This is a genomic window from Bacteroides sp. AM54-2NS (genome assembly GCF_003602935.1).
Taxonomy (GTDB): Bacteria; Bacteroidota; Bacteroidia; order Bacteroidales; family Bacteroidaceae; genus Bacteroides; species Bacteroides xylanisolvens.
The window spans coordinates 86455-109630 of record NZ_QTMZ01000015.1 but is presented as its reverse complement, the minus strand read 5'-3'; the positions used below and the strand labels follow the sequence as shown (position 1 = coordinate 109630).

Sequence of the window (23176 nt, the reverse complement as noted above, 5' to 3'; positions counted from 1 at the left end):
TCGGGATTATTTTAATTTCAGTACCTCTTGCGCCAGTGCCATGTAGTCCTTGGCTCCGTTGCTGTTCCTGCTATACTCGAAGATGTTCTTGCCCTTTATGGGAGCTTCGGCCAAAGATACGTTATCCCGTATAACGGTCTTGAACACCTTTTCGCAGAATGAATCCTTGACGAGTTCGGCCACACTTTTGTTCAGTGTCTTGCGTTTGTCGAACTGGGTAATTACAATGCCACCAATAGCGAGTTTCGGATTCAGGCGTTCCTGGACGGTGGCAATCACATTCATGATCTTGGCCATGCCGCGCATGGCGAGGAATTGTGCCTGTACCGGGATAATCAGGTAGTCTGCGGCGGTAAGGGCGTTCAGCGTCAGCAACCCCAACGAGGGCGGACAGTCGATAAGGATATAATCGAATTTCCGGTTTTCGAGCAACTTGCCAATCAGGCCGTTCAATATCAGTTCCCGTCCCGGCTCGTTGATGAGTTCTGCCTCGGCAGCCGAGAGGTCGAGGCAGGACGGTACGACGGTTACACCTCCTGCCGTTTCAACTAATGGCAAGGGGTATTTGCCTTTCATCGCCCCGTACACCGTCTGTTCTTCCTCAATGGAGAGGCCGAAGGATTCCGTAAGGTTCGCCTGACCGTCCATGTCGATAGCCAGCACGCGCTTTTTCTTTTGCTGCAGGGCCGCAGCCAGATTGATGGTGGTGGTCGTCTTTCCGACCCCTCCCTTATGGTTCAAGACCGCAATTATTTTTGTCATCGTTTCACTCTTTTATTCCACTTGCAAAGTTAATACTATTTTTCGTAAATACTAAAATTAGTATATACTAATTCACTAAAAACTATTGTTTTAGCAGTGTAGTATTTTAGTATTTACTACTATACTAAAATAAAGTTTGACTAAGAGTAGTATATCCTACATTCGCAGACGAGTGGCTTACTAATCTACTACATATAGGATATACTACATTTAGTATTCGCTTATTTTCAAAGGTTTACTCTCTTATCAGAAAGGCAAATCCTCCTTTTCGTCCTGCGGGAAATCTGCAGGAGGAACGGGTGCGCCGTCTGCTCCGCTTACTGCATTGTCCTCTCCGGCTGCCGCGCCTTCCCGCCTTCCGGTATTGATAAAGGCAATACTCTCTGCCGTGATGGAGAGCTGTATCTGGCTCTCGCCGTTCTTGTCTTTCCACAGGGAAGATGACAGCGTGCCGTCAACAAGTATGAGTCTCCCTTTCGTCAGATATTCGGACAAGCGGATATGGTTGTCCTTGTTGCTGCGTACCCTTATCCAAGTGGTGATGTTTTGCCCCTTTGAATAATCGTCAACGGCTATGTCCATAGCCATGAATGAGCCGTGTGCTCCTGAAATTACTTGGCAATCTTTGCCGATGCGTCCGATAGTGTGAACATGTAACATAATAGAAAATTGTTTGTGGCAAGGTGGTTGGTCCTGCCGTTACCTAACTGTTTATTTTTTCCCTCTTTTCGGTTCCTTTCTCTGCCTGAACCGTTCCGGGATTTTATAGATGCGGTACCCGGCTGCCGGTACAGCTTCATACGACGGCTTTTCTTGCCAATTACTCTTCGTAGAAGGAAGAATTTGCAAGAAATACACTTCAAGCCGCCGGATCAAGCGCGGCAGCCTACCTTTGCATCTGAAAAATCGGACGGTGACGGCAGAGAGGAGACCGTAGAGGTTATACATATAATTGATATAAAGGGAAGAGGGCTTCGCCCAAGTATAAGAGCAGAAGGAAAGAGAGAGGTATAAAGGAAACCGCCAACGGAGTTGCGGTAATTTACAAACGGGTATCGTGCCCTTCACCGACGATGTTGTCATAGGCACGATACCTTATCATAGCTTATTTTGTCAGAACCGGTATCTCAAAGGGAGGAATGCAGCAAATCGCCCATCCTTTGTTCTGGCAAAGTACAAAACCCTCTGACGATAGTATCTCCGTTTACGCCTTCAAGTCCGGCGAACATTTGTAATGCGTCAAACCCTCTGTCGAACTGTTCCATGATGACGGCGGGGGCAAAATGGATAATCCCGTGAGGGTAGCTTTTCGATGTGCCAATCCACCCGCGCAAATAATCATCGAAACAGCCTTCTGCTCTTGACGCATGGAACTCTTGTGAATGGGAACTGCAAATGGTTTTACCGTAGATTTCGTCTCCTAAAATTAAAGTTCCCGTTTGCGGATTGTACATAAAACGCCGATTGGTTATTTGAAGAATATCTATGATTTCCCATTTGACATTGATAACCATCAGGATTTTTTCAACCTGCCTTTTCATGCGTTTGCCTGTTTTACAATTTTTCTTGTCCATCACTTGTCTTTTATGCCGTGAAACATCTGCTTTTTTACCCTTTTTTCGATTCTTCTCTCTGTCTGAACCGTTCCGGGATTTTACAGATGCGGAACACGGCTGCCGACAGGGCTTCATACGGCGGGTTTCCCGGCCAATTACGCTTTCATGGAAAGGAAGAATTTGCGGGGAATGCACTTCAAGCCGCCGGATCAAGCATGGCAGCCGACCTTTGCATCTGGCAAACCGGACGACACCGGCAGAGAGGAGACCGGAACAGACCGGTAAATATGATGGTAAAAAGGGAGTACGGCTTTGCCTGTATAAATGCAGGGGAAGCGAAGTAGAAAAGGGTCCGGCTTGGGCGGGTCCGGCAAGGGTCTGCCGGGGCAAACATGAAAGGGATTCTCCTTATCCGCTCCACGCCTGAATTTCGACCGGGCGGAATGAAAGCGCGGAGCGAATAAGAAGTATCACCGTTTGCCCTTGACGTGGCAGGTCACAAGGGAAAGATACGGAACAGAGGCGGAAAGTCCGAAACCAGCGGCATAAAGACCGGTCGGGCTGTGGAATACCGTGTTGTTTCGACAGGTCGAAGCTCCGGCATGGAACGGCACGATCCGGCTGCCGCCGGTTTTGAACGGCCTCCCGTACCTTTCCCTGACGACTTGTTACGGCACAGACTTTCCACTGGTTCACGGGGTTGGGAAAGCCGGCGTATAATAGGGAAACAGCCTGAAGGTAAAAAAGGAGTAATCGTACTATAAAAGGTATCGGTTGCCCCGCAATCCGTCCGGAGGCTTTCGCCCATCGGACAGACCACAGAGGTTATCGGCTTATAGTTTGGGCTTGTTCTTCGGGAGAATGGGGCAAGAAAGTATTATTCTGTAAAATGGCCCCAGCTCGGTCTTTACCGGGTCTTTCGATACCAAGAATGTTGCGCTCTCCTTGACCTTCGCTATATCCAAAATGGTCTTACAGATGTACTTATTCCTCAAACGTGTTCCTCCCCTGTTGAACTGCAGCGGAAAACCTCGCTTGTCAGTGGTTTTGTGCAGAAACCACTCTTTCGGGTTGTTTTCATCACAGCCAAACTCCAGTCGGTCGTTCATTGTGATATTCATTTCTTTTGCCAATTTGGTGGATAGATACATGTTGCCGGTAACGCTGTTGAACCTTATGCTTCTTTTACCTACACGGTTTTCTCTTGTCCGGCAATTCTCGACGTTGTAAATTACAAATTTCATTTTCTTGAATTATTTACGGGTTATACAAATTACATGCTTACGTGGGCGTACCTTTTGGAAAATCCTTCGTGATTGCGGATAGTGTCGGTTATATCGCTTATTCTCCGGTGTATCGCACTTGCGGAAATGCCTGCATAGGCGGAAAGGTGTCTGTATGAACATTTCGCCTCGTACTCTTTCAGTCTGAAAAGCTCGTAGTCCGTTTGGGGATATTTCTTCTTCACAAACAGCAGTATGTCATACACCAGCTTGTCGGAAGCTGCCAGCACCTCGACGGACGGTGTTTCTTCTTCCTGCATGAGCAAAAAGAAATGTTCGTTGTCGGGGAAACAGTAACAACTATCCTTGTGAATACATTTCAGTCTGCACTTTTTGTACACGCCGAAAAAATAAGGCTCGAAGCTCTCGACAGGTATTTCCGAAATCACGACTTCCCGTTTCATCGCCAAATAGGCGTCGTGAAAGGCGTCCTCGTGCAGGTAACGTCCGAATATGTTACGCAATCTCTGATAGTTGTAAACGAACCAGTTGTCAAAAAGCGAATTTTTTTTCATGTTTCAATTTGTTTTTAAGTTTTTTTTATTTCCCTCCGGTTCGAGCGATTACCGGAAAGTTCGATTCTTTTTTCTGCCTCGTCTTTGCATCACGGGGTTTGCAGCAAGGATTCCATGAAAAATACTCTTGGAATGGAATGAGAAGGAAGATTTTTCATCAGGAAAATCGAAGATGGGCCTTGAGGCAAAGTTTTGAGATGCAATCAACTTTGCGGAAAAAAGTGTCGGGCTTTACGGTCGTCGGTTCGTGATAGCATCTCAATCTACAAAGGGGGGGGAAGCGAAAGCCTGCCTATAAAAGACAAGGTGTGTGGTATAAAAGGAGTGGCTGGAGGTACAAGGGGAAGATTCCGTTACAACCGGGTATGGCCGTGGCAGACCGGAAGGTGAAAAAATCCCCTGTCCGGTGTTGTAACCGAACAGAGGGAAAAGGTTAAATCTATGAATTATGGTCATGCCGCTTTGTCGGTGGCCTCGTGTTCGGAAAGGGCGGACTGCGTGCGTTCCGCCTCTTTCATGCTTTCGTCGATCCGATGCTGTAAAGCGTTGCACTCCTGTTTGAGCCTTGCCAACTCGTCCGCCTTGCTCCACTTGCGGGCGATGATTCCCTGCAAAGCGGGTATCTCGCTCTCCAGCTTGGCTATCTTCTGCCGTTGTTCCTCAATCATGCCGGGCAGCTTGGCGAGGGCGGCTTGCGGGTATCGGGAGGATTCCACGAAGCCCAGAGGCAATGCTCCCGATATGCCACAACGGTATTTCAGTCCGCTTACGCCCTCGACGAGGAACGTGTTGCGGTAGAATGTACCGCCCATGTCATACTCGCTGTACACCGACAGGTTCAATCCGGCATACGTGCCTATCGTACCGATTGCCCCGTTGCGGTAGGTCTTGGAAATGCGGTGCAGCTCCCGTCCGGTCTCTTCCGCCGTGGCTTGTGCGAGGTTCAACAGCCGGGTCGTCCGGTCTCCGGTGTAAGAGGTGATATATTCCCAGTCCTGCGTCATGCGTGCCGCCGCACTCTCGGCCTTTGTCATGTCTTCCCGGTTGGCCGCAATCTTACGCTCGGCCTGATACGGTCTTTCTTGAAAATGGCCTGTTCCTTTTCGAGCTGCATAATCTTATTGTCGAGCTTCGTTTTCTCCAACAGGTCGGTATTTCCCGACAGGAGAGCCACGAACTCGGCGAAATTCATGCCGTTATCCTCGTCCATAGCGTCCTCGTCGATACGGCGCACAGCAATCGTACCGTTGTTAATTTGGTTGATGAACATTTGCTTGGTTTTCAACAGGTTAAATTTGTAAGCGTCGAGCGTCTTTTCCGTTCCGTAAATCACCACGTCCACGGTATTGTTTCCCCAGAGCTTAACGGTGTTGCCTTTGCGTACCGCACGACCGTTGCGCTGCTCCATGTCGGCGGGGCGCCAAGGTATCTCCAGATGATGCACCGCAACGGCCCTTTCTTGGGCGTTTACTCCCGTTCCCAACATCGAGGTAGAGCCGAACAACACCCGTACCCTGCCACTGTTCATGTCCGCAAAAAGTTTCTTTCTCGCCCGTTCGGTCTTGGCGTACTGGATAAACTGGATTTCATCGGCAGGAATCCCCATTGCCACCAGCTTGTCCTTGATGTCGCTATAGATGTTCCACTCGTTCGGCTTGTAAGTGGCAAGGTCGCTGAAGACGAACTGTGTACCACGATTGGCATTTGAACTTACATAATAATCATAAATAGTTCTTGCGCAAATCGAAGCCTTGTTGTTCGGGTCATCAGTAAACTTATCGCCCAACAGACGCATATCAAGAGACATCTTACGGGCCACGTTGGTAGCAACAAGCATTTTTGCCTTGTCGAGATTGTCCGGCTGCGGAATATCCAACCCCAAATCTTCCCATTGTCCGCTGTGCGCAAAGGCGACGAGCCGCCCGATCATTTCCTCCTGTTGGATAGTGGGTGCATGGGAAAGGAAACGCACGTTTTTGTCCGGCACATCGAGGTTTATCATATCGGCTGTACGATAGTCGGTAATCTCCCGCAGGAACATCGCCAGTTCCGGCACTTTGATGTAAGTGCGGAAACGCTCTTTGCGCTTTATCGTACCCGTTACGTTCAGCTCGTAGTCGGCGGCCTTTTTCGTGAAGATAGCCGCCCAAGCGTCGAAACAGCTTACTTGTTGCCGTTTGAGTTCCCTTGGACGCAGATATTTGAACATCACGTACAGTTCGGTCAGCGCATTGACGACCACCGTACCCGACAGGAACGTAGCCCCCAAGTCCTTTCCCGTGCGGCGTTGAATGTCCCGAATGGCAAACAAAAGGTTCATCGCCCTTTGCGAGCCTTGCGCATTGCCGATGCCCGCTACTCTCGTGTGGCGTGTCTGGAACATCAAATTTTTATAGCAGTGGCATTCGTCTACAAAAATGTGGTCTATGCCCATCGAACGGAAATCGATGGTATCGTCTTTCCGGAGGTCTATCTTCATCTGCAGTTCGGCGAGCTTGGCTTCAAGGTTCTGTTTCCGGGTTTCCAGTCCTTTCTGCATCCTGCCGCTCCGGTAACGCATAGTGGATTGCTCCAGCACTTCGAGGCTGCGCTCCACATCGGCCAGTTCTTCCGAGAATATGTCGTACATGGTTTCTTCGGATTGCGGAATCTTGCTAAACTGGTCGTGTGTCAGGATAATGCAATCCCAGTTGTTGTTCTTGATTTTTGAAAACACTTCCTTGCGGTTGGCGGGGGTGAAATCTTCCTTGCCCGGATAGAGCACCTTGGCCGTGGGGTATGCCTTTCGGAATGTATCGGCAATCTCGTGTACATTGGCTTTCAGCCCGATAATGAGGGGTTTCTGCACCAGTCCGAGACGTTTCATTTCGTATGCGGCCACGCACATAATCATCGTCTTGCCCGTGCCGACCTCGTGCCAGCAGATACCGCCGCCGTTCTGCTTAATCATCCAGATAGCGTCTTTCTGTGAGGGATAAAGTTCTTTGTACGGGAACAGCTCGAAAGAGAGGCCGGGGAACGTCTGCGCCGAGCCGTCGTAGTGCGGACGCACGTAACAATTGAAGCGCTCGTTGTATGTCCTTACCAGTTCGTCCCGGACTTCCAAAGGCTCATCGTCAAGCCACCGGTTGAAACGGTCTCTAATTTCCTGTATCTTGGCGGCGGCCTCCTGCATGGCTTCCTCGTCCGGCACACGTATTTTGCTGCCGTTCCGGTATTCCTCTTTCGTTATCTCAGGTACGGTATCGTGCAGGGCGTGTACAAACAAGTCCTCGCCGTTGTAATTGCGCACGGAATAGGTATTGTATGCCACGGGCGAATATCCCTGCAGCCGAATCAAGTAGGTATCGTTCACGTCGAAATACATCACGTCCGCACCCACTCCGAATAGGTCGGAGGCGAAATCGGCGTACAGCTTCGTATCTATCCACCGCTCGCCCATGTTGATGTCGAGTTCTTCATAGGGTATCGGTTCGGGTATGGTGTTCTCCAGTGCCTTTGCGGACGCTTCGGCCCATTCTTTCTCCTTGCCTGCGAGATTCGGGAGAAAGGAAAGCGTCTCTTCCTGCTTGGCGATGATGTTTCCGGAGAGGAACTTTCCTTTGTGCTCCCATTCCCCATTGGCCGGATTGTAGAAAATTTCCCCTTGCAGGGCTTCGATGATTTCTTCTTCCTCCTTGTTCGTGGCTTGTGCCATGTAGCCCATATCGACCTTGCCGTAAAAGTTCAGGCTGCTTGCCAAGGCTTCCACGGGGGACAGCGTTACGGCGGTGTCTATCTTCTTGAAAGCTACAGGTTCACGCATAACGTCGGCTTTGAAGATGTCCCTGCCGACCTGCATTTCTATCGTGAACACCTCCGTACCGAGGCTGTCGAGCAAGATAAACTCCTTGTTGTCGTTGTCGTGGAAAAATCCCCATTTGGCAATAAAAGCGTCGTATAGGGTGTTGAGTTGTTTACGCAGTTCCGAGCACTCCTTTTGTTCTTCCCGTTCCCTGCCGGACAGCTCGAAATACACCTTGCGTATGGGGAAATAGTCGGCGGCCCTGTCCGTATTTACCTTGCCCTCGTCCACGGGTACGAAATCAACGGCTGTCTCCGTGTAACGGCTCGACTTACGAAACCGAAGCGTACCTACCTGCCCCTCGAAAACGACCATTGCGCCGTTCTTCATCCATGTTTCCATGTCCTCCGTGTAGGCACGTATGCCTTTGACCGTCTGCGGCTCGCCGAAAAGAGACATCTGCACGGGGGTGTTGTCCTGGCCGTGATTGGCAAAAAGAGCCTTGCGAAAATAGCGGTCGAAATCGTATTTGAGCAGTGCGGAAAGGTATTGGGACATGGCGTTTCCATCGCCTAACCACTGGTATTTGCGGACGTACTTACCGAACTGGTTCAGCGCAATGCGACTGTCCGTGGCAAGGGCGGTCTTGGGAGGGTAAAGATTTTGTTCGCATAGTCGGTCATCGTTCCTGCCGTGTCGACCTTTTCCTTGGAGACCTGCAAAAACATCTTCTCCCGTAACGAGAGCGTCGCCTTGCGGCTGTGCTTTTGGAATATCAAAAGGTCGCTCCCTACCTCTATGCCGCTCGTCTGCATGAAAAGGGTATCGGGTAGCCGTAAGGCCGTTATGAGGTCGGCATGATTGACGAGGTACTCGCGCACGAACTTGTTGCCCGGCGTGTCGGCAATTCCTCTCGGCGCAACGAACGCCAGCAGTCCGCCCTCGTTCAACAGTTCCATTGCCTTGACAAAAAAGTAGTTGTGTATGGTCTTGGCTGACTGTTCGTACATGCCGCCTTTCTTCCACATTTCCGCATCGAACACCCGGAAATTGCCGAACGGGATATTCGAGGCGATAACATCGAAGCTCTCATGCTCCAGATGCTGGTCGGCTATCGTCTCGAAGCCTGCCGTTACCGTGGTCGCCTCGTCATACAGAAGCGACAGGATAAGCCCCGTAAGACAATCTTTTTCAAAAGCGTAGCTGCGAGTGCCGGGCATGGAGACGGGCAGAAAGCCGCCAATTCCCGCACTGGGTTCAAGAAAGGTACTCATTTGCAGGCAGTTATCCTTGAATGTAGCGTGTATCTGCCGGGTTACTGCGTCCACGAGGAATTTCGGTGTGTAAAAAGCAGTCAGGACGGAGGATTTTATACTGTTGATGACGGCTTGCCGCATGGCGTCGTCATAATAGGGATATGCGCCTATCAAGTCCTGCAGCTTGCGGATAGGCTCGGCCACATCATCGCTGACGGTATGCTCCGTTCCTATATTCAATACATCTTTAATCCCCCCGAAACCGGAATATCGGGATAATACCTCTTTCTCTTCGTCAGTGGCTTGTCGGTCGTCGATACGGACTTTCATTGCCGTTGCAATGGCTTCCACGTTTGCCACCAGTGATTTTAATTTGCTGTAACTCATAATTTAACCTTGTTTGTTTCCCTTTATTCGGCCTGTTTGCGGCCTCCGGGATTATTTTTCTGCCTCTTGAAGGTGGCAGGGACAATCGGACAAGGCTGAAGCGAAAAAATACGCTCGACAACGGAGAGGAAGATTTTTGCGCCTCACTCGCGGCGCAGCCGGCATTGGCAAGATTGGAACGGCCCGTTACCTTCGCGGAAAAATAATACCCCGCAGGTCGCTGCAAGGCTGGGCACGGAAACCGACAGCTAAAAGAGGGAGGAAAATGCGTACAAGGGAGAAAGGACGGAACGGGTATAGAAAAGGGAGAAAGCGTCGTACAACGGGGAATGCTGCCGACAGACCGGAAATCCGGAGAAGATGGGATAAGACAAGGGAATCCTGTGCATAATCAAAAGAAAAACTTACCCCTGTAACCGATTATAATGAATAACCTATGACTGAAAAGAATACTCCCATCTTATCTCCCGAATATCTCGATTTCAGAAACGAGATAACCTCCCGCATCCGGTCGCCCCAATACGAGGCATTGAAGGCCGTAAACAAAGAGATGATCGCCCTGTATTGGGAAATCGGCAGGCGGATTACCGAACAACAAGCGGCCTTGGGCTGGGGAAAATCCGTCATGGAGAACCTTTCGCGGTACATACAAAAGGAGTTTCTGGGTATAAAGGGATTCGGTGTTTCCAACATGTGGGACATGGCCCGTTTTTATACCGAATACCGGTCGAATGAAATTCTCCAACCGTTAGTTGGAGAAATTAGCTGGTCGAAGCACATCGTCATTCTGACCAAGTGCAAAGAGATGCAACAACGGCAATTCTACATCTTGTCAACCAAGAAATACGGCTGGACGAAAGATGTACTTATCAACAAGATAGAAGCAAAGACCTACGAAAATTATCTGCTCGGTCAGAGCAACTTCGACATGACCTTGCCGGAGAAGATAAAGAACCAGGCCATACTTGCCCTGAAAGACGAATATACATTCGACCTTGTGGGCCTTTCGAAAGAACATTCCGAATACGAACTGGAACAAGCGATTATAAAGAATATCCGCGCGTTCCTCATGGAGTAGCGAGATATTCAGTTTTTTCTAACTGAAAGTGAGTACAGAAATGTTATCATAGCATGGCAGAGACTATTTGTCAATCCACTCTTTTAGCCGTTGAGCCTTCTCTTTACTAACGGTTATTTTTGTGTTCGGATACCCTTTTAAGCGGACAATAAGTTTCCCTCCGAAATAATTAGAAAGAAACAATACGTATTCTATGTTAATTATGTATTGGCGGTTGGCACGGAAGAAGCAATCAGGATTGAGTTGCTGTTCGAGTTCGTCCATTGACATATTGACAACTTCTGAAGTTCCATTATTAAGACGAAGGTATACCGTCTTGTTTTCGGTTTCGATATGGTTGATGTCCGAAACACGTACGGTCTTATACCCGTCACGATAGGGCAACAGGAAACGTTCCCGATAGCGGAACTGGTTCTTCTGCAACGAATCGAAAAGCTGCCGGAGATTTTCGTCAGCATAATTCTTGCCAGCTTTGGTAGCTTTATCTATGGCAGCTTCAAGTTCATCGGCATCCAAAGGCTTCAGAAGATAGTCAAAGCTATTGAACTTGAAAGCCTGTACCGCATATTCATCGTATGCGGTGGTGAATATGATTGGAACGGTTGCCGGAGCATATTTAAGCGCTTCAAAACTCAGGCCGTCAGTAAGGCGGATATCCGCAAGGATGAGGTCTGTTGTTTTGCCTGATTGGAAAAAATCGACCGCCTCTTTGATATTTGTAAGTGGTCCTCAATTATAAACGTCGTATCAATGTCGTTCAGCAATCTAATGAGACGCATGGCATTGCGCTGTTCGTCTTCAAGAATCAGTATCTTCATAGGGACTGTTTTTTTATGATGGGCAAACTCACCGAATAGAAGTTCTCGGCATTTTCTATCTTGACTTTTTTATCGCAGAGCAACGAATAACGCTCTATTATGTTTTTATGACCCAAGCCGGTCGATTCCATTTTTGAGAGCAAGGGAGATTTAAGGTTGCGCACTGTGATATAGTCGTCAGACAACGTGATGTCAATAAACAACGGATTTTCCATCGAAAAACCGTTATGCTTTATTGCATTCTCCACAAGAAGTTGCAACACGGCCGGGGGAAGGTATCCTTTGCATTCTTTCAGTTCGAGGCTGATGTTCGTGACGACCCCTCCGACGTGGCGCACCTGCATCAGATACAAGTATGATTCAAGGAACTTTATCTCATCTCTGACGGGAATCAGATTCCGGTCCAGATTGGTGATGATGTACCGGTACACTTTCGACAGGTTACTCAGGAACTTGCCGGCAAGTTTGGTATCTTCCTCTATCAATTCCAGCAGGTTGTTGAAGTTGTTGAACATGAAGTGCGGATTAATTTGCAGCTTCAGCGAGTTGAGTTGCGACTGTAAGGCAATCTCCTTCTCCTTCATCAGTGCCATTTCAAGAGCCTGCTTCTCATCGCGCGCCCTGATGTATGACTGGAGGTAGAATGTGTTGGCATAAACGCTTGATATGAAAGTGGCTATCATGGCAAAAGTGTAAGCCCCCTTCATGTTGATCAGTTCGTCAAGAAGCCCGTTGCCGGTTTCATCCCACAAAAGATTGAACAGAGATGTCATGCCGAACGTAACGAGGTTATTCAGCGTCAAAAGACAGGAAGCATAGACAATCACCCACACATAAGATGTTCTGAACGGCAAAATCTTAAAAACAAGGTAAGAGAACCCCAAGGATATGTAGGTAAAGAGCATACACAACAAAAAATCGACGACATAATCGACTGTCGCCATTCCCGGTAATTGGTTGGCGGTTTCGTCATCAAGAATTAACCATATAATAAGGTAGAGGATATAGGAAACGAGCGATAGCAGGAAGCCGTTCCGCCAGTTCATTATTTTTACATTTTCTTTGATCATATTTGGTTGCAAAGTTACTTCATGTTGCAAAGGTACGACTTTGCTTTTTCATTTGATAGGTCGAAACCGGATGAAACAGACAAAACAGCAGTTGAAACAGATAAAAGGAGTGTCGAGACAGATGGTTCTATCATTTATACTGTATTCGATGCTTGCATAATGAACGTAGATTGCCAAAACAGGGTATGATTTTGGTAATCTGTAGGAAGGTGACGCATCAAGAAGCATGGCTTAACTGCCCAAAGATGTGCATCTTTGAAAAGAGCATTTACAATGACATTTCAGAAGCCATTTTAGCTGTTTTATAAATGTTTTTTTCCGTTTCGACTGCATGCCGGTTGTCGGCAAATTGGGTATGGAATATCTTTGCAGCCAAAATTGGCGACTTATGATTATTGAAACAGAACACCTTATCATCAGAGATTTTCAGGAGAAGGATGCCGTTGGTTTGCTGGAATACCTCTCCCATCCGCGTGTCAACTGCTTCGTGAGCGAACGCTTGTGCTCTGAAGAGTCTGCACTGGCTTATATATCCAATACTCCAAAGGAGTTGCTGCGCTATGCCGTGTGCCTGAAGGAAGACGATTTCATAATCGGTGATGTTTTTGCATTGCGTGAAGAAGCCGACACATTCAACGTGGGCTGGCATTTCAACCAACGCTTCGAGGGCAAGGGATTGGCGCATGAAGCGGCAACGGAATTTCTGGATTACCTTTTCCGTGAAGCAGGCGCACGTCGCATCTACGGCTTTGTGGAGGATGACAACCTGCGGTCGAAAAGATTGTGCGAACGTCTCGGAATGAGATATGAAGGATGCATGAAGGAATTCATATCGTTTGTGTGCCATCCCGATGGAACACCACGGTATGAGGACACCTGCATTTATGCGGTATTGAATAAGGAATGGAAAAACAATAAGAACAGATGATGAATAGAAGAACATGGATAGCCGGCATCACGGTAACAAGCCTGCTGGCTGCATTATTGACAGCCTGCAAACAAGAACAGAGGGAACAGGAAATGAGACAGACATTGCCCGTCATGGTGGTTTCTTCCCGGGCAGTTGAATTTCAAGAAAGTTATTCCGCCTCCATCCGTGGGCGGCAGGATGTGGACATAGTACCCCAAGTGTCGGGCCGTATCACCCGCCTGTGTGTGAAAGAAGGGGAGCAGGTTAAGACGGGACAAGTGCTTGCCGTCATCGACCAAGTGCCCTATCAGGCAGCCTTGCGCACCGCACAGGCAAACGTCAGCGCAGCACAGGCAAAAGTGGAAACGGCACGGATCGAGCTGCAAGGCAAGCAAGCCTTGTTTGATGAGAAAGTCATATCCGATTACGAACTCTCTCTTGCCCGCAACGGGCTGGCGGTAGCACTTGCCGAACTCGAACAGGCAAAGGCTCAGGAAACGGATGCCCGCAACAATCTCTCCTATACCGAGATAAAAAGTCCCAGCAACGGAGTGGTAGGCACGCTTCCTTTCCGCATCGGCGCACTTGTCAGTCCCGGCATGACGCAGCCTTCACGGTAGTTTCCGACAATGCGGAAATGTACGCCTATTTCTCCGTCTCCGAAAACAAGCTGCGTCAGTTCAGGACACAATACGGTTCCATAGACAAGATGATTTCCCAAATGCCGGAAGTCGGCCTGCAACTGAATGACGGCACGTTCTACGGACGGAAGGGACGCATAGAGACTGTCAGTGGCGTGGTCAATGCCACCACCGGGGCGGTGCAAATCAAAGCCCGCTTCCCCAACCCCGACCGTGAGCTGCTGAGCGGCACCATCGGCAATATCGTCCTGCAAGGAGTGGATGCGGATGCCATCCTGCTGCCCAAGACCGCCACCGTGGAATTGCAGGACAAGATTATCGCCTACCGCCTCAGAAACGGAAAGGCCGAAGCAGCCTACCTGACCGTGGACCGTCTGAACGATGGTAACCACTTCGTGGTGAAGCAAGGTGTGTCCGTGGGCGACACCATCATCACCGAAGGGGTAGGACTTGTAAAGGAAGGAATGATTGTTACACCTAAAAACGTAACCCCATGAATCTACGATTTTTCATAGACCGCCCGGTATTCTCGGGCGTTATTTCCGTGGTGATTGTCTTGATGGGACTCATCGCCATCAAAGTGCTCCCGGTGGAGCAATATCCCGACATTGCACCGCCTACTGTCAACGTGTTCTGTACCTATCCCGGTGCGAATGCCGAAACCGTGCAGAAAGCGGTAATCGTCCCGCTTGAGGAAGCCATTAACGGAGTGGAGGACATGATCTACATGACCTCTACCGCATCCAACACGGGCGATGCTTCCATCAACATCTATTTCAAGCAGGGTGCCAACGCGGACATGGCGGCGGTGAACGTGCAGAACCGTGTGAATGGCGCGTTAAGCCAGCTTCCGGCGGAAGCCACCAAAAGCGGCGTCACGACAGAGAAACAGCAGAATGCCGAGCTGATGACTTTCGCGCTTTACTCACCCGACGACCGTTTCGACCAGACTTTCCTGAACAATTACATGAAAATCAATGTCGAGCCACGGGTGAAACGTATAGGCGGTGTCGGAAAGGCACAGCTGTTCGGCTCGAACTACAGTATGCGTTTGTGGCTCAAACCGGACAAGATGGCGGGGTACGGGCTTATCCCGGATGATATTTCGGCGGTATTGGCACGGCAGAACATTGAGGCCGCCACCGGTTCTTTCGGACAGAACTCCGACGGGGCAAACGAGTACACGATGAAATACCGGGGCAGGCTCTCGACTGCGGAAGAGTTCGGCGAACTGGTGGTCAAGTCCCTGCCCGGCGGCGATGTATTGCGATTGAAAGAGGTCGCGGATATAGAGCTGGGCGATGAGTATTACAATTATTCATCCGAAGTGAACGGACATCCGGCAGCCATGATGATGATAAACCAGAAATCCGGTTCGAACGCATCAAGCACCATCAATGAGATACACGAGGTACTCGATGACCTCAGCCGCGATTTGCCCGAAGGGGCAGAGTTTGTGGTGCTTACCGACACCAACAAGTTCCTGAATGCCTCCATCCATTCTGTCATCAGGACGCTTATCGAGGCGATACTTTTAGTCATCGTGGTGGTGTATGTGTTCTTACAGGACATCAAGTCCACGCTGATTCCCACGATTTCTATCTTCGTGTCCATCATCGGAACGTTTGCCGTAATGTCACTGATAGGCTTTTCCATCAACCTGCTTACGCTTTTCGCCCTTGTGCTTGCCATAGGCACGGTGGTGGACGATGCCATCGTGGTGGTGGAAGCCGTGCAGGCGAAGTTCGACGAGGGGTATCAGTCTCCGGTGCTTGCCGCCGATGATGCCATGAAGGGCGTGTCGTCGGCCATTCTGACCTCCACCCTTATTTTCATGGCGGTGTTCTTCCCTGTGGGCATGATGGGCGGTACTTCAGGGGCGTTCTATACGCAGTTCGGTATCACGATGGCGGTTGCCGTGGGCATTTCGGCCATCAATGCCTTCACCCTTTCTCCGGCATTGTGCGCCCTGCTGCTGAAGCCTTACATTGACGAGCACGGGAACACGAAGAACAACTTCGCGGCACGCTTCCGCAAGGCATTCAATGCGGTTTTTGACCGTTTGAGCCGTCGTTATGTGCGCGGTGTGCTATATGTCATTCATCGCAGGTGGCTGCTGTGGGGCACTATCGCGGTATCGTTCGGGCTGTTGGTGCTTTTTGTCAATACGACCAAGACCGGACTTATTCCTGAAGAAGATACAGGCACGGTCATGGTCAGCATGAACACGAAACCCGGTACATCCATGGCGCAGACCGGCAAAACCCTAAAACGTATAAACAGCCGTCTTGACAGTATCGCAGAGATTGAATACAACGGTACTGTGGCAGGCTTTTCTTTCAGTGGCTCGGGACCTTCGCAGGCCATGTCTTTTCTCACTCTCACGGATTGGGACGAGCGCAAAGGAGGACGTGACGATGTAATAGGCCGTATTTATGCCGCCACCGCCGATATTCCCGATGCCACCGTATTCGCCATGTCGCCCCCGATGATTGCCGGATATGGGATGGGCAACGGTTTTGAACTGTACTTGCAGGACAAAAACGCCGGAGACATAACCGCCTTCAGCCAAGTGACCGACCGGTTTGTGGAAGCGTTGTCGGGCAGACCGGAGATCGGTGAGGTCTATTCATCGTTCGCGGCTGATTATCCGCAATACTGGGTGGATATAGATGCTGCCAAATGCGAACAGTCCGGTGTGTCTCCTTCCGATGTCCTGTCAACACTCTCGGGATATTTTTCGGGAGAATATGTATCGAATTTCAACCGCTTCTCAAAACTGTACCATGTCACCATGCAGGCTCCTGCCGAATATCGCATGGACACCGAATCGTTGGACGGCATGTATGTCCGTACTTCCGACGGCTCCATGTCGCCGTTGAGCCATTTTGTCCGTCTTACCAAGACCAACGGTCCGTCGGACCTGACCCGCTTCAATATGTTCAATGCCATTTCCATCAGCGGTCGCCGGCAACAGGATACAGTTCGGGACAGGTATTGAAGGCCATAAGGGAAACTGCCGACCACGTTCTCCCGTCAGGTTACACCTACGAGTTGGGAGGGTTGTCGCGCGAAGAAAGCAATACGACGAACAATGCCGTGTGGATATTCGTGCTGTGCATGGTCTTGATATACCTCATACTGTGTGCCCTCTATGAAAGCGTGTTCATCCCGTTTGCCGTGTTGCTGTCCGTGCCTTGCGGTTTGATGGGCAGCTTCCTGTTCGCGGGACTGTTCGGGCTGGAGAACAACATCTACATGCAGACCGGACTGATTATGATTATCGGGCTGCTTGCCAAGACAGCCATTCTGCTGACCGAATATGCCGGCAAGCGGCGGTCGGAAGGCATGACCCTCGCGCAGGCGGCATACAGTGCGGCAAAGGTTCGCCTGCGCCCCATCCTGATGACCGTATTGTCTATGGTGTTCGGACTCGTTCCGCTGATGATGGCTCATGGTGTGGGTGCCAACGGCAGCCGCTCGCTCGCCACGGGCGTAATCGGAGGTATGATAGTAGGTACGCTGGCACTGCTGTTCCTCGTACCGTCACTGTTCATCACATTTCAATATATTCAAGAACGGATTAAACGTAATTAAATGAAGAAGATCATCTTATTTACCATATCAACCTTGATGCTTACCGGCTGTGGCACATACAGCCGGTATCATCGGGCTGACATTCCGACAGAGAAGCTGTACCGGAACATCCCGGCTGGCATTGATACAACAACGCTTGCATCCATGTCATGGCGGGAGATGTTTACCGACCGTAAACTTCAGTTTTTGATTGAGACAGGACTCCGGCAGAATACCGACCTCAATGTGGCACGCCTGCGAGTGGAAGCGGCAGAAGCCGCCCTGATGACAGCCAGACTGTCGTACCTCCCTTCATTGGGAATCAGTGCGGAAGGCAGTGGAAACAAATATGACGGAGCTACGGCAAAGGCGTACAATGTGGGAGCGTCCGCAAGTTGGGAGCTTGAATTATTCGGCAAACTTACGGCAGCAAAGCGTGGTGCGGTTGCCGCATTGCAAGGAAGTCGTGACTACCGGCAGGCCGTACAGACACAGCTTGTCGCTACGATAGCGGACAGTTACTATACCCTCGCCCTGCTTGATGCGCAAAAGGTGATAAATCATCGGACTTTGGAAAACTGGCAGGCTACCGTGCGCACACTTGAAGCGTTGAAAAAGGTGGGCAAGGCGAATGATGCCGGTGTGTTGCAGGCAAGGGCAAACGTGATGCAGCTGGAATCATCGCAACAGGCTATATGCAAAAGTATCTCTGAGACAGAAAACGCCTTGTCGGCGATACTTGCCATGCCGTCGCACTCGATTGAGCGGAGCGATTTGGCAGAAGCGTCTTTCCCCGATACAATCTCTGTCGGAGTTCCTTTGCTGTTATTATCCAATCGTCCTGATGTTCGTCGGGCTGAAATGGAACTGGCTCAAGCGTTCTACGCCACCAATGTAGCCCGCTCGGCCTTCTACCCCAATATCACTCTTTCGGGTACATTGGGCTGGACCAACAATGGAGGCGGGGTAATCACCAATCCCGGACAGTGGCTGTTCAATGCAATCGCTTCGCTGACACAGCCGTTATTCAACCGTGGAACAAATATCGCTAATTTGAAAATTGCTCAAACCCGTCAGGAAGAAGCCAGATTGTTATACCAACAGTCATTACTGAACGCGGGGAAAGAGGTGAATGATGCCTTAACCGCATGGCAGACGGCAAAATCGCAATTTGAAATAAACACCCATCAGGTTGAAACCTTGCGTGAAGCTGTGCGAAAGACGGAACTGTTGATGCGCCATTCCGGTACCACCTATCTGGAAATATTAACTACCCAACAGTCACTCCTTGAAGCAGAGACAAACCGGTTGCAAACCAGCTTTGACCGCATACAGAGTATTATCAAACTTTATCATGCACTGGGAGGTGGAATATAAATTAGAATCGGGTATCGAAAATACCTTTTGACATTGATTACGGAATCAGAATTGCAATGGAAGTTATTAGTGGGACATGGAAAAGTTGTATCATTTTTGAGCTAAGCGATGGGGCTAAATGTCCGAGCAAATTACACAAATTGTTTCCTGAAGCCAATGCTCGTGTTATAAATCAGCAATTAAAGAAATTGGAAATGTATGGAATCATAGAGAAGAAAATATTTGCGGAACTTCCCCCACATTCCGAATACTCGATTACTCCGATAGGTGAAACCCTTTTGCCTATCATTGAGAAACTGGAAGAGTGGGGCAATTTCTTTCGTCCCAATATGGAAAAAATATTAGGAATGTCAGCAGACAAAATGTAATTCATTCCTTTGCTTATATATTACACAGTAATAAATTGCATAAATACATGAAAACAAGATATTTCGAGAAGACATTGAAACAGGTGAACGGCAGGTGCAAAGCTCCCGTGGCAGAGAAAACTGCCGGTTGTACAGGTATGTCGGAATAACCTTATCCCAATGAATATGGAGCAAAGCTCTGGTTCATGGTTTTGTGCGGCCTTGCAGTCCTGCTGTCGTATCTTGCCGGTTTCTGGCGACGGAAGACTGCAGCTGCTGCGTTCGCAGCAGCACGAGCAGCCGCTACCGCCAAAGAGCGCGACCGTTATTGCCGTCTGGCGGTACTGGCGGGCCATCGGGAAGCCTGCCTCATGTTCTGTTTCGCCCGTTCGGACTTTTTCGAGGACCATCAGCCGCTCAAGCCGTTCAAATCGCACGGAATAAAAGTCGCTTTCTATGGGTATTACTATCCTTCACGGTACGCCGACCTGATCGACGATGAACAGCGGGCGTTCTGCTGTTCCCTCTACCAGTTCAAAGAGGGCGAAAATCACGGTATCGAGTTTTTTAAGGCGTGCATGTCCGTCTTGAATTTGGCCGATGCCCCTTACCACATCCTGTTTATGCCGTGCAGCGACGAGTTCAAGTATGCCCGGCGATTCAAACGGCTCGACTGGTACATCACAACCCACCGGCCGGACCTAAGTTCGGGCTTATATGATGTCGATGTGTTCGAGTCACGCGACAGCTTGCACGAGGCGAAAGGCGGCGAAAACCGTATCCTCGAAAGGAACTACCGTATCACGGGGAATATCGAAGGGAAACAGATTATCATCGTGGACGACGTGCTGACAAGCGGACAGAGTATGGCCGACTACAAGGAGGAGATAGAAAGGTGCGGCGGCAAGGTGGTGGCGGCCATCTTCTATGGAAAAACCGTTACCCGGCCGCCTCTGCTTCTGATAAAGGCGCACGTGTGGGGTGGCTGCATCGTGAACAAAATCAAGGAACTGACGAAATGAAAGAATGACTATTGTTGAAATTCGTTTGAACATCATCGGGAAAAAGCCTTATCCTTTTTATCAAGGGGTGGTAGAAAGGGGACTTGAACACTTGGAAACGGTTTTGGAACATTGGAAAAAGAATATATGACATGGAAATAAAACTTATTACTTCTAACAAGAAACAATTCTTGGATTTGCTGTTGTTGGCAGATGAACAAGAAAGCATGATAGACAAATATCTGGAACGAGGTGAGATGTTTGCCCTCTATGATGACGGTCTGAAGGCTATCTCTGTAGTGACGTGTGAAGGAGAGGGTATTTACGAAATAAAAAACATAGCCGTTTGTCCCTCCTCCCAACGCAAAGGATACGGAAAACGGCTGGTTGATTATCTCTTTGGATACTATCAGGGCAGATGTTCCGTCATGCTTGTCGGTACGGGAGATACGCCATCTACACTCTCTTTCTACGAACATTGCGGCTTTCGTATCTCACACCGACTGAAAAATTTCTTCACGGATAATTACGATCATCCGATTTATGAGGATGGAAAGCTGCTTACCGACATGGTGTACTTGCGGAAAGATTTCTCTTAATTCATATTTTGAATGGAATCTCATTTTTCACATCATTTATTATAAGTGATTTGTGATTATTGAATTATATCTCTATTTTTGGAAACGTAATTTTAATTTTCCCGAAAAACCAAGAATAATAGGGACAAGTATTTTTAGTCATTACATTAAAACATTATAATTTATGAAGAAAATCGTATTGACTTGTGTCCTCGTTTTTTCAGCCTGCTGTGTGACCCTGTTTGCACAAAAGGACAAAAAAGAAAAGGAAACAGTGAAAATAGAATGTTGTTGCGAGGACTGTACCTGCCGCAAGTGTAAATGCGATACGGACTGCTCGGAATGCAGAGGTTGTCGCAAGAATGAAGAATGCAGAAGTTGCGTAGATTGTGATCATGAAGGTCGTTGCTGCGATTATCATCGTCATCACAAGAAACACAGAAGAGGCGGATGTTGCGGAGGATGTTAAACAATCGCTGCCCCAAATTATAAAAAGTGAGGTTGTTCACTTCAAACCGGCACAACCTCACTTTTTATGCGCAAAGAGGCGATGTCTCCGTATGCGGTCATTCCAACCAATGGAATCTTGAACAAAGCCTCCCAAATTTTCAACTGGCAATCCGTTTCTTTCAAATGCCGTTTTATCTCTCCGGTCCTGCATGAAAATAAACAGGGCGTTCTGCCGTATGCCATCGCATTTTGTGTAGAACCGGGTGTGCTCAATCTCCAAGAGACTTTCTTAAAAACAAGTTTCATTACTTGTTTCCTTTTCTCACCCTATATCCTGTCCACAGACACCATACGCATCCTCCTCCCACGAGGAAGACAAACACGTAAGTAGCCACGCTGCCTATGAACACCCGTCCGCTGTGTACTTCCAAAGCGAAGTTCCAAAGCGACATGGGTTGTGTGGAGAGTTCGCCGGGCTGGGCAAGTGCATCCGTTCCCTCGTAATATTCCACCACGCATTCCTTTCCCTTGAAATCCGCACTGTAACCCGAAACGGCAAACTTGCCGAAAGGAGGACCGGCTGTATCTTCGGCTTCTTCTCCCGTGAAGTAGTCCGTTACCCAGCCCTGCTGTCTGTCCCAAACGAACAGGCCGCTGAACGAACCGGCCAGCCAGTTCCCCTGCTTATCCTTTTGCCAGACATTCAGCCCCATGACACTGACCGGGGGAGCTTCCTCCACCTTCACGGGAACGGCATCCGGTGAAGCCAGCGAATAAAAACCTTCGGAAGTGGAGAGCAGCCAGTCACCGCACATATCGTCATAGCGCACCATGCGCAGCTTGTCGTGCCAAGGATTAGGGCTGTCTAAGGATGTGCCGGGCAGAGCGGGTGTCTTAGTCAGAGCCAACGGTATCATGACGGGTGGACGGAGACACCAGCCCGTAACGGCCACCAAGAGGGTCAGTATGATAGTGGTGCGTCCCAGCTTGTCGTGCCACAGCAGGGAGAGGCGTGTCCATCGGGCTTCGCCTTCCGTGTGCCGCCCGTGGCGGTGGCGGCGGCGCATGTCCTTGGGCAGCAGCCAGTAGGCAAGCCCCGTGAGGCACAGGAGAACCAGCACAACAGCCACCGCATCCACAACCAGCTTGCCTGCCGTGCCGAACAACTCCCCGCTATGCAACATCCACACCGTGCGGAAAAGCGTCACCTTCGGCTCGTAACCGTCGGGAACTTTCACCTGTATTTTCCGAAATCCGGCGTGAGAAGACGTGGAGAGATAGAGGTACGAACGTCCGGCAACTACCAGCGTGTCGCCCCGGACGGTGATGTCCGAAAGACGTTCTCCCTCGTCCAAAGGCAGGGGGATTTCTATCCAAGCCGTTCCGTCGTGGCGGTACAGGCCGAACTGGCCGGCGGCATACAGCGTACCGTCGGGTGTTTGCACTATGCCTTTCATGCTACGGTAGTCCGCCCCTTGGGAAAGTCCTTCGTTGAAGTCCGCAAAAGCCGAGGCGGCAGTGTCCGTGCGCCATACCCCGGCTGCACCATAGGCCAGTATATGAGCCACGGAATCCTTGTCCGTATAGCGCAGCGTTCCCCTCAGCAGCCCGCCGTTCCATGCTTCGAAACGATAACCCGCAGGCAGCCACTTCCGGCTGACGTTGATGTCGGCCACCGCTTCACGATGATTCAGCACAATACCGCTCCAACAGAACATGAGCATGAAGAAGCAGAACAGCAACCCGAACCATTTATGATGTTTCCTCCAAGTTATCCGTTTCATGAT

The 23176-nt window shown here is 49.6% G+C and carries 18 protein-coding genes and 5 pseudogenes; 12 read left to right on the top strand and 11 right to left on the bottom strand.

Annotated elements, in window-relative coordinates:
• Nucleotides 1-6 precede the first annotated feature (6 nt).
• The 3 genes from DXA05_RS11605 to DXA05_RS11595 form a co-directional block, all read right to left on the bottom strand.
• On the bottom strand, nucleotides 7-762 hold the full coding sequence (locus DXA05_RS11605) for a ParA family protein (protein WP_007569340.1): 756 nt from the start codon (nucleotides 760-762) through the stop codon (nucleotides 7-9).
• A 246-nt stretch (nucleotides 763-1008) separates the two neighbouring features.
• The gene (locus DXA05_RS11600; RefSeq protein WP_007569341.1) at nucleotides 1009-1422 is read right to left on the bottom strand and encodes a single-stranded DNA-binding protein; all 414 of its coding nucleotides are present in this window, start codon (nucleotides 1420-1422) and stop codon (nucleotides 1009-1011) included.
• A 467-nt stretch (nucleotides 1423-1889) separates the two neighbouring features.
• Nucleotides 1890-2336, bottom strand: a complete 447-nt coding sequence (locus DXA05_RS11595) for a hypothetical protein (protein ID WP_007569346.1) — start codon at nucleotides 2334-2336, stop codon at nucleotides 1890-1892.
• A 17-nt stretch (nucleotides 2337-2353) separates the two neighbouring features.
• On the opposite strand from DXA05_RS11595, the gene DXA05_RS11590 reads away from it, so the two are divergent.
• Complete coding sequence (locus DXA05_RS11590) at nucleotides 2354-2662, top strand: hypothetical protein (protein ID WP_172681971.1); 309 nt, start codon at nucleotides 2354-2356, stop codon at nucleotides 2660-2662.
• A 64-nt stretch (nucleotides 2663-2726) separates the two neighbouring features.
• Here DXA05_RS11590 and DXA05_RS26505 read toward each other — a convergent pair whose 3' ends face one another.
• The 4 genes and pseudogenes from DXA05_RS26505 to DXA05_RS27525 form a co-directional block, all read right to left on the bottom strand.
• Entirely contained in the window at nucleotides 2727-3014 is a 288-nt protein-coding gene (locus DXA05_RS26505; protein WP_165861509.1) for a hypothetical protein, read from the bottom strand.
• Nucleotides 3015-3151: 137 nt separating this feature from the next.
• Complete coding sequence (locus DXA05_RS11585; protein WP_007569349.1) at nucleotides 3152-3562, bottom strand: hypothetical protein; 411 nt, start codon at nucleotides 3560-3562, stop codon at nucleotides 3152-3154.
• A 29-nt stretch (nucleotides 3563-3591) separates the two neighbouring features.
• On the bottom strand, nucleotides 3592-4116 hold the full coding sequence (locus DXA05_RS11580; protein WP_007569350.1) for a hypothetical protein: 525 nt from the start codon (nucleotides 4114-4116) through the stop codon (nucleotides 3592-3594).
• Nucleotides 4117-4568: 452 nt separating this feature from the next.
• Nucleotides 4569-9543: pseudogene (locus DXA05_RS27525) on the bottom strand (N-6 DNA methylase).
• A gap of 136 nt (nucleotides 9544-9679) precedes the next feature.
• Here DXA05_RS27525 and DXA05_RS26500 point away from each other — a divergent pair.
• Both DXA05_RS26500 and DXA05_RS11565 read left to right on the top strand, forming a co-directional pair.
• Nucleotides 9680-9934, top strand: a complete 255-nt coding sequence (locus DXA05_RS26500) for a hypothetical protein (RefSeq protein ID WP_032571897.1) — start codon at nucleotides 9680-9682, stop codon at nucleotides 9932-9934.
• Nucleotides 9935-9979: 45 nt separating this feature from the next.
• Nucleotides 9980-10618, top strand: a pseudogene (locus tag DXA05_RS11565) (DUF1016 N-terminal domain-containing protein); the annotation flags it as partial.
• Between the two features lie 66 nt (nucleotides 10619-10684).
• Here the strand turns inward: DXA05_RS11565 and DXA05_RS11560 are convergent.
• Together DXA05_RS11560 and DXA05_RS11555 are read right to left on the bottom strand one after the other, a co-directional pair.
• Nucleotides 10685-11439, bottom strand: a pseudogene (locus tag DXA05_RS11560) (LytTR family DNA-binding domain-containing protein).
• A complete protein-coding gene (locus DXA05_RS11555; protein ID WP_115483763.1) occupies nucleotides 11436-12509 on the bottom strand; it encodes a sensor histidine kinase in 1074 nt (357 codons plus the stop codon). The pseudogene DXA05_RS11560 and the gene DXA05_RS11555 overlap by 4 nt, the downstream one beginning before the upstream one ends.
• 388 nt (nucleotides 12510-12897) lie before the next feature.
• Here DXA05_RS11555 and DXA05_RS11550 point away from each other — a divergent pair, with 388 nt between their 5' ends.
• The 9 genes and pseudogenes from DXA05_RS11550 (at nucleotide 12898) to DXA05_RS27515 (ending at nucleotide 21408) form a co-directional block, all read left to right on the top strand.
• Nucleotides 12898-13437, top strand: coding sequence for a GNAT family N-acetyltransferase (locus DXA05_RS11550; RefSeq protein ID WP_171059046.1), 540 nt, complete (start codon nucleotides 12898-12900; stop codon nucleotides 13435-13437).
• A pseudogene (locus DXA05_RS11545) lies at nucleotides 13434-14557 on the top strand (efflux RND transporter periplasmic adaptor subunit). The gene DXA05_RS11550 and the pseudogene DXA05_RS11545 overlap by 4 nt, the downstream one beginning before the upstream one ends.
• Nucleotides 14554-17657: pseudogene (locus DXA05_RS11540) on the top strand (efflux RND transporter permease subunit). Before DXA05_RS11545 ends, DXA05_RS11540 begins: the two co-directional pseudogenes overlap by 4 nt.
• The gene (locus DXA05_RS11535) at nucleotides 17658-19013 is read left to right on the top strand and encodes a TolC family protein (RefSeq protein WP_044301917.1); all 1356 of its coding nucleotides are present in this window, start codon (nucleotides 17658-17660) and stop codon (nucleotides 19011-19013) included.
• Between the two features lie 56 nt (nucleotides 19014-19069).
• The gene (locus DXA05_RS11530) at nucleotides 19070-19381 is read left to right on the top strand and encodes a helix-turn-helix domain-containing protein (RefSeq protein ID WP_007569362.1); all 312 of its coding nucleotides are present in this window, start codon (nucleotides 19070-19072) and stop codon (nucleotides 19379-19381) included.
• Nucleotides 19382-19566: 185 nt separating this feature from the next.
• On the top strand, nucleotides 19567-20382 hold the full coding sequence (locus DXA05_RS11525; RefSeq protein WP_117941288.1) for a phosphoribosyltransferase family protein: 816 nt from the start codon (nucleotides 19567-19569) through the stop codon (nucleotides 20380-20382).
• A gap of 4 nt (nucleotides 20383-20386) precedes the next feature.
• Nucleotides 20387-20512 (top strand): hypothetical protein, encoded by a 126-nt coding sequence (locus DXA05_RS27520; RefSeq protein ID WP_007569364.1) that lies wholly within the window; start codon nucleotides 20387-20389, stop codon nucleotides 20510-20512.
• Nucleotide 20513: 1 nt separating this feature from the next.
• On the top strand, nucleotides 20514-20960 hold the full coding sequence (locus DXA05_RS11520) for a GNAT family N-acetyltransferase (RefSeq protein WP_007569366.1): 447 nt from the start codon (nucleotides 20514-20516) through the stop codon (nucleotides 20958-20960).
• A gap of 163 nt (nucleotides 20961-21123) precedes the next feature.
• A complete protein-coding gene (locus DXA05_RS27515) occupies nucleotides 21124-21408 on the top strand; it encodes a hypothetical protein (RefSeq protein ID WP_164932424.1) in 285 nt (94 codons plus the stop codon).
• Nucleotides 21409-21449: 41 nt separating this feature from the next.
• Here the strand turns inward: DXA05_RS27515 and DXA05_RS26495 are convergent, their stop codons facing one another.
• Together DXA05_RS26495 and DXA05_RS11510 are read right to left on the bottom strand one after the other, a co-directional pair.
• Nucleotides 21450-21695 (bottom strand): hypothetical protein, encoded by a 246-nt coding sequence (locus tag DXA05_RS26495; RefSeq protein WP_044301920.1) that lies wholly within the window; start codon nucleotides 21693-21695, stop codon nucleotides 21450-21452.
• Entirely contained in the window at nucleotides 21695-23173 is a 1479-nt protein-coding gene (locus DXA05_RS11510; protein ID WP_044301922.1) for a PepSY domain-containing protein, read from the bottom strand. Before DXA05_RS11510 ends, DXA05_RS26495 begins: the two co-directional genes overlap by 1 nt.
• Nucleotides 23174-23176 lie beyond the last annotated feature (3 nt).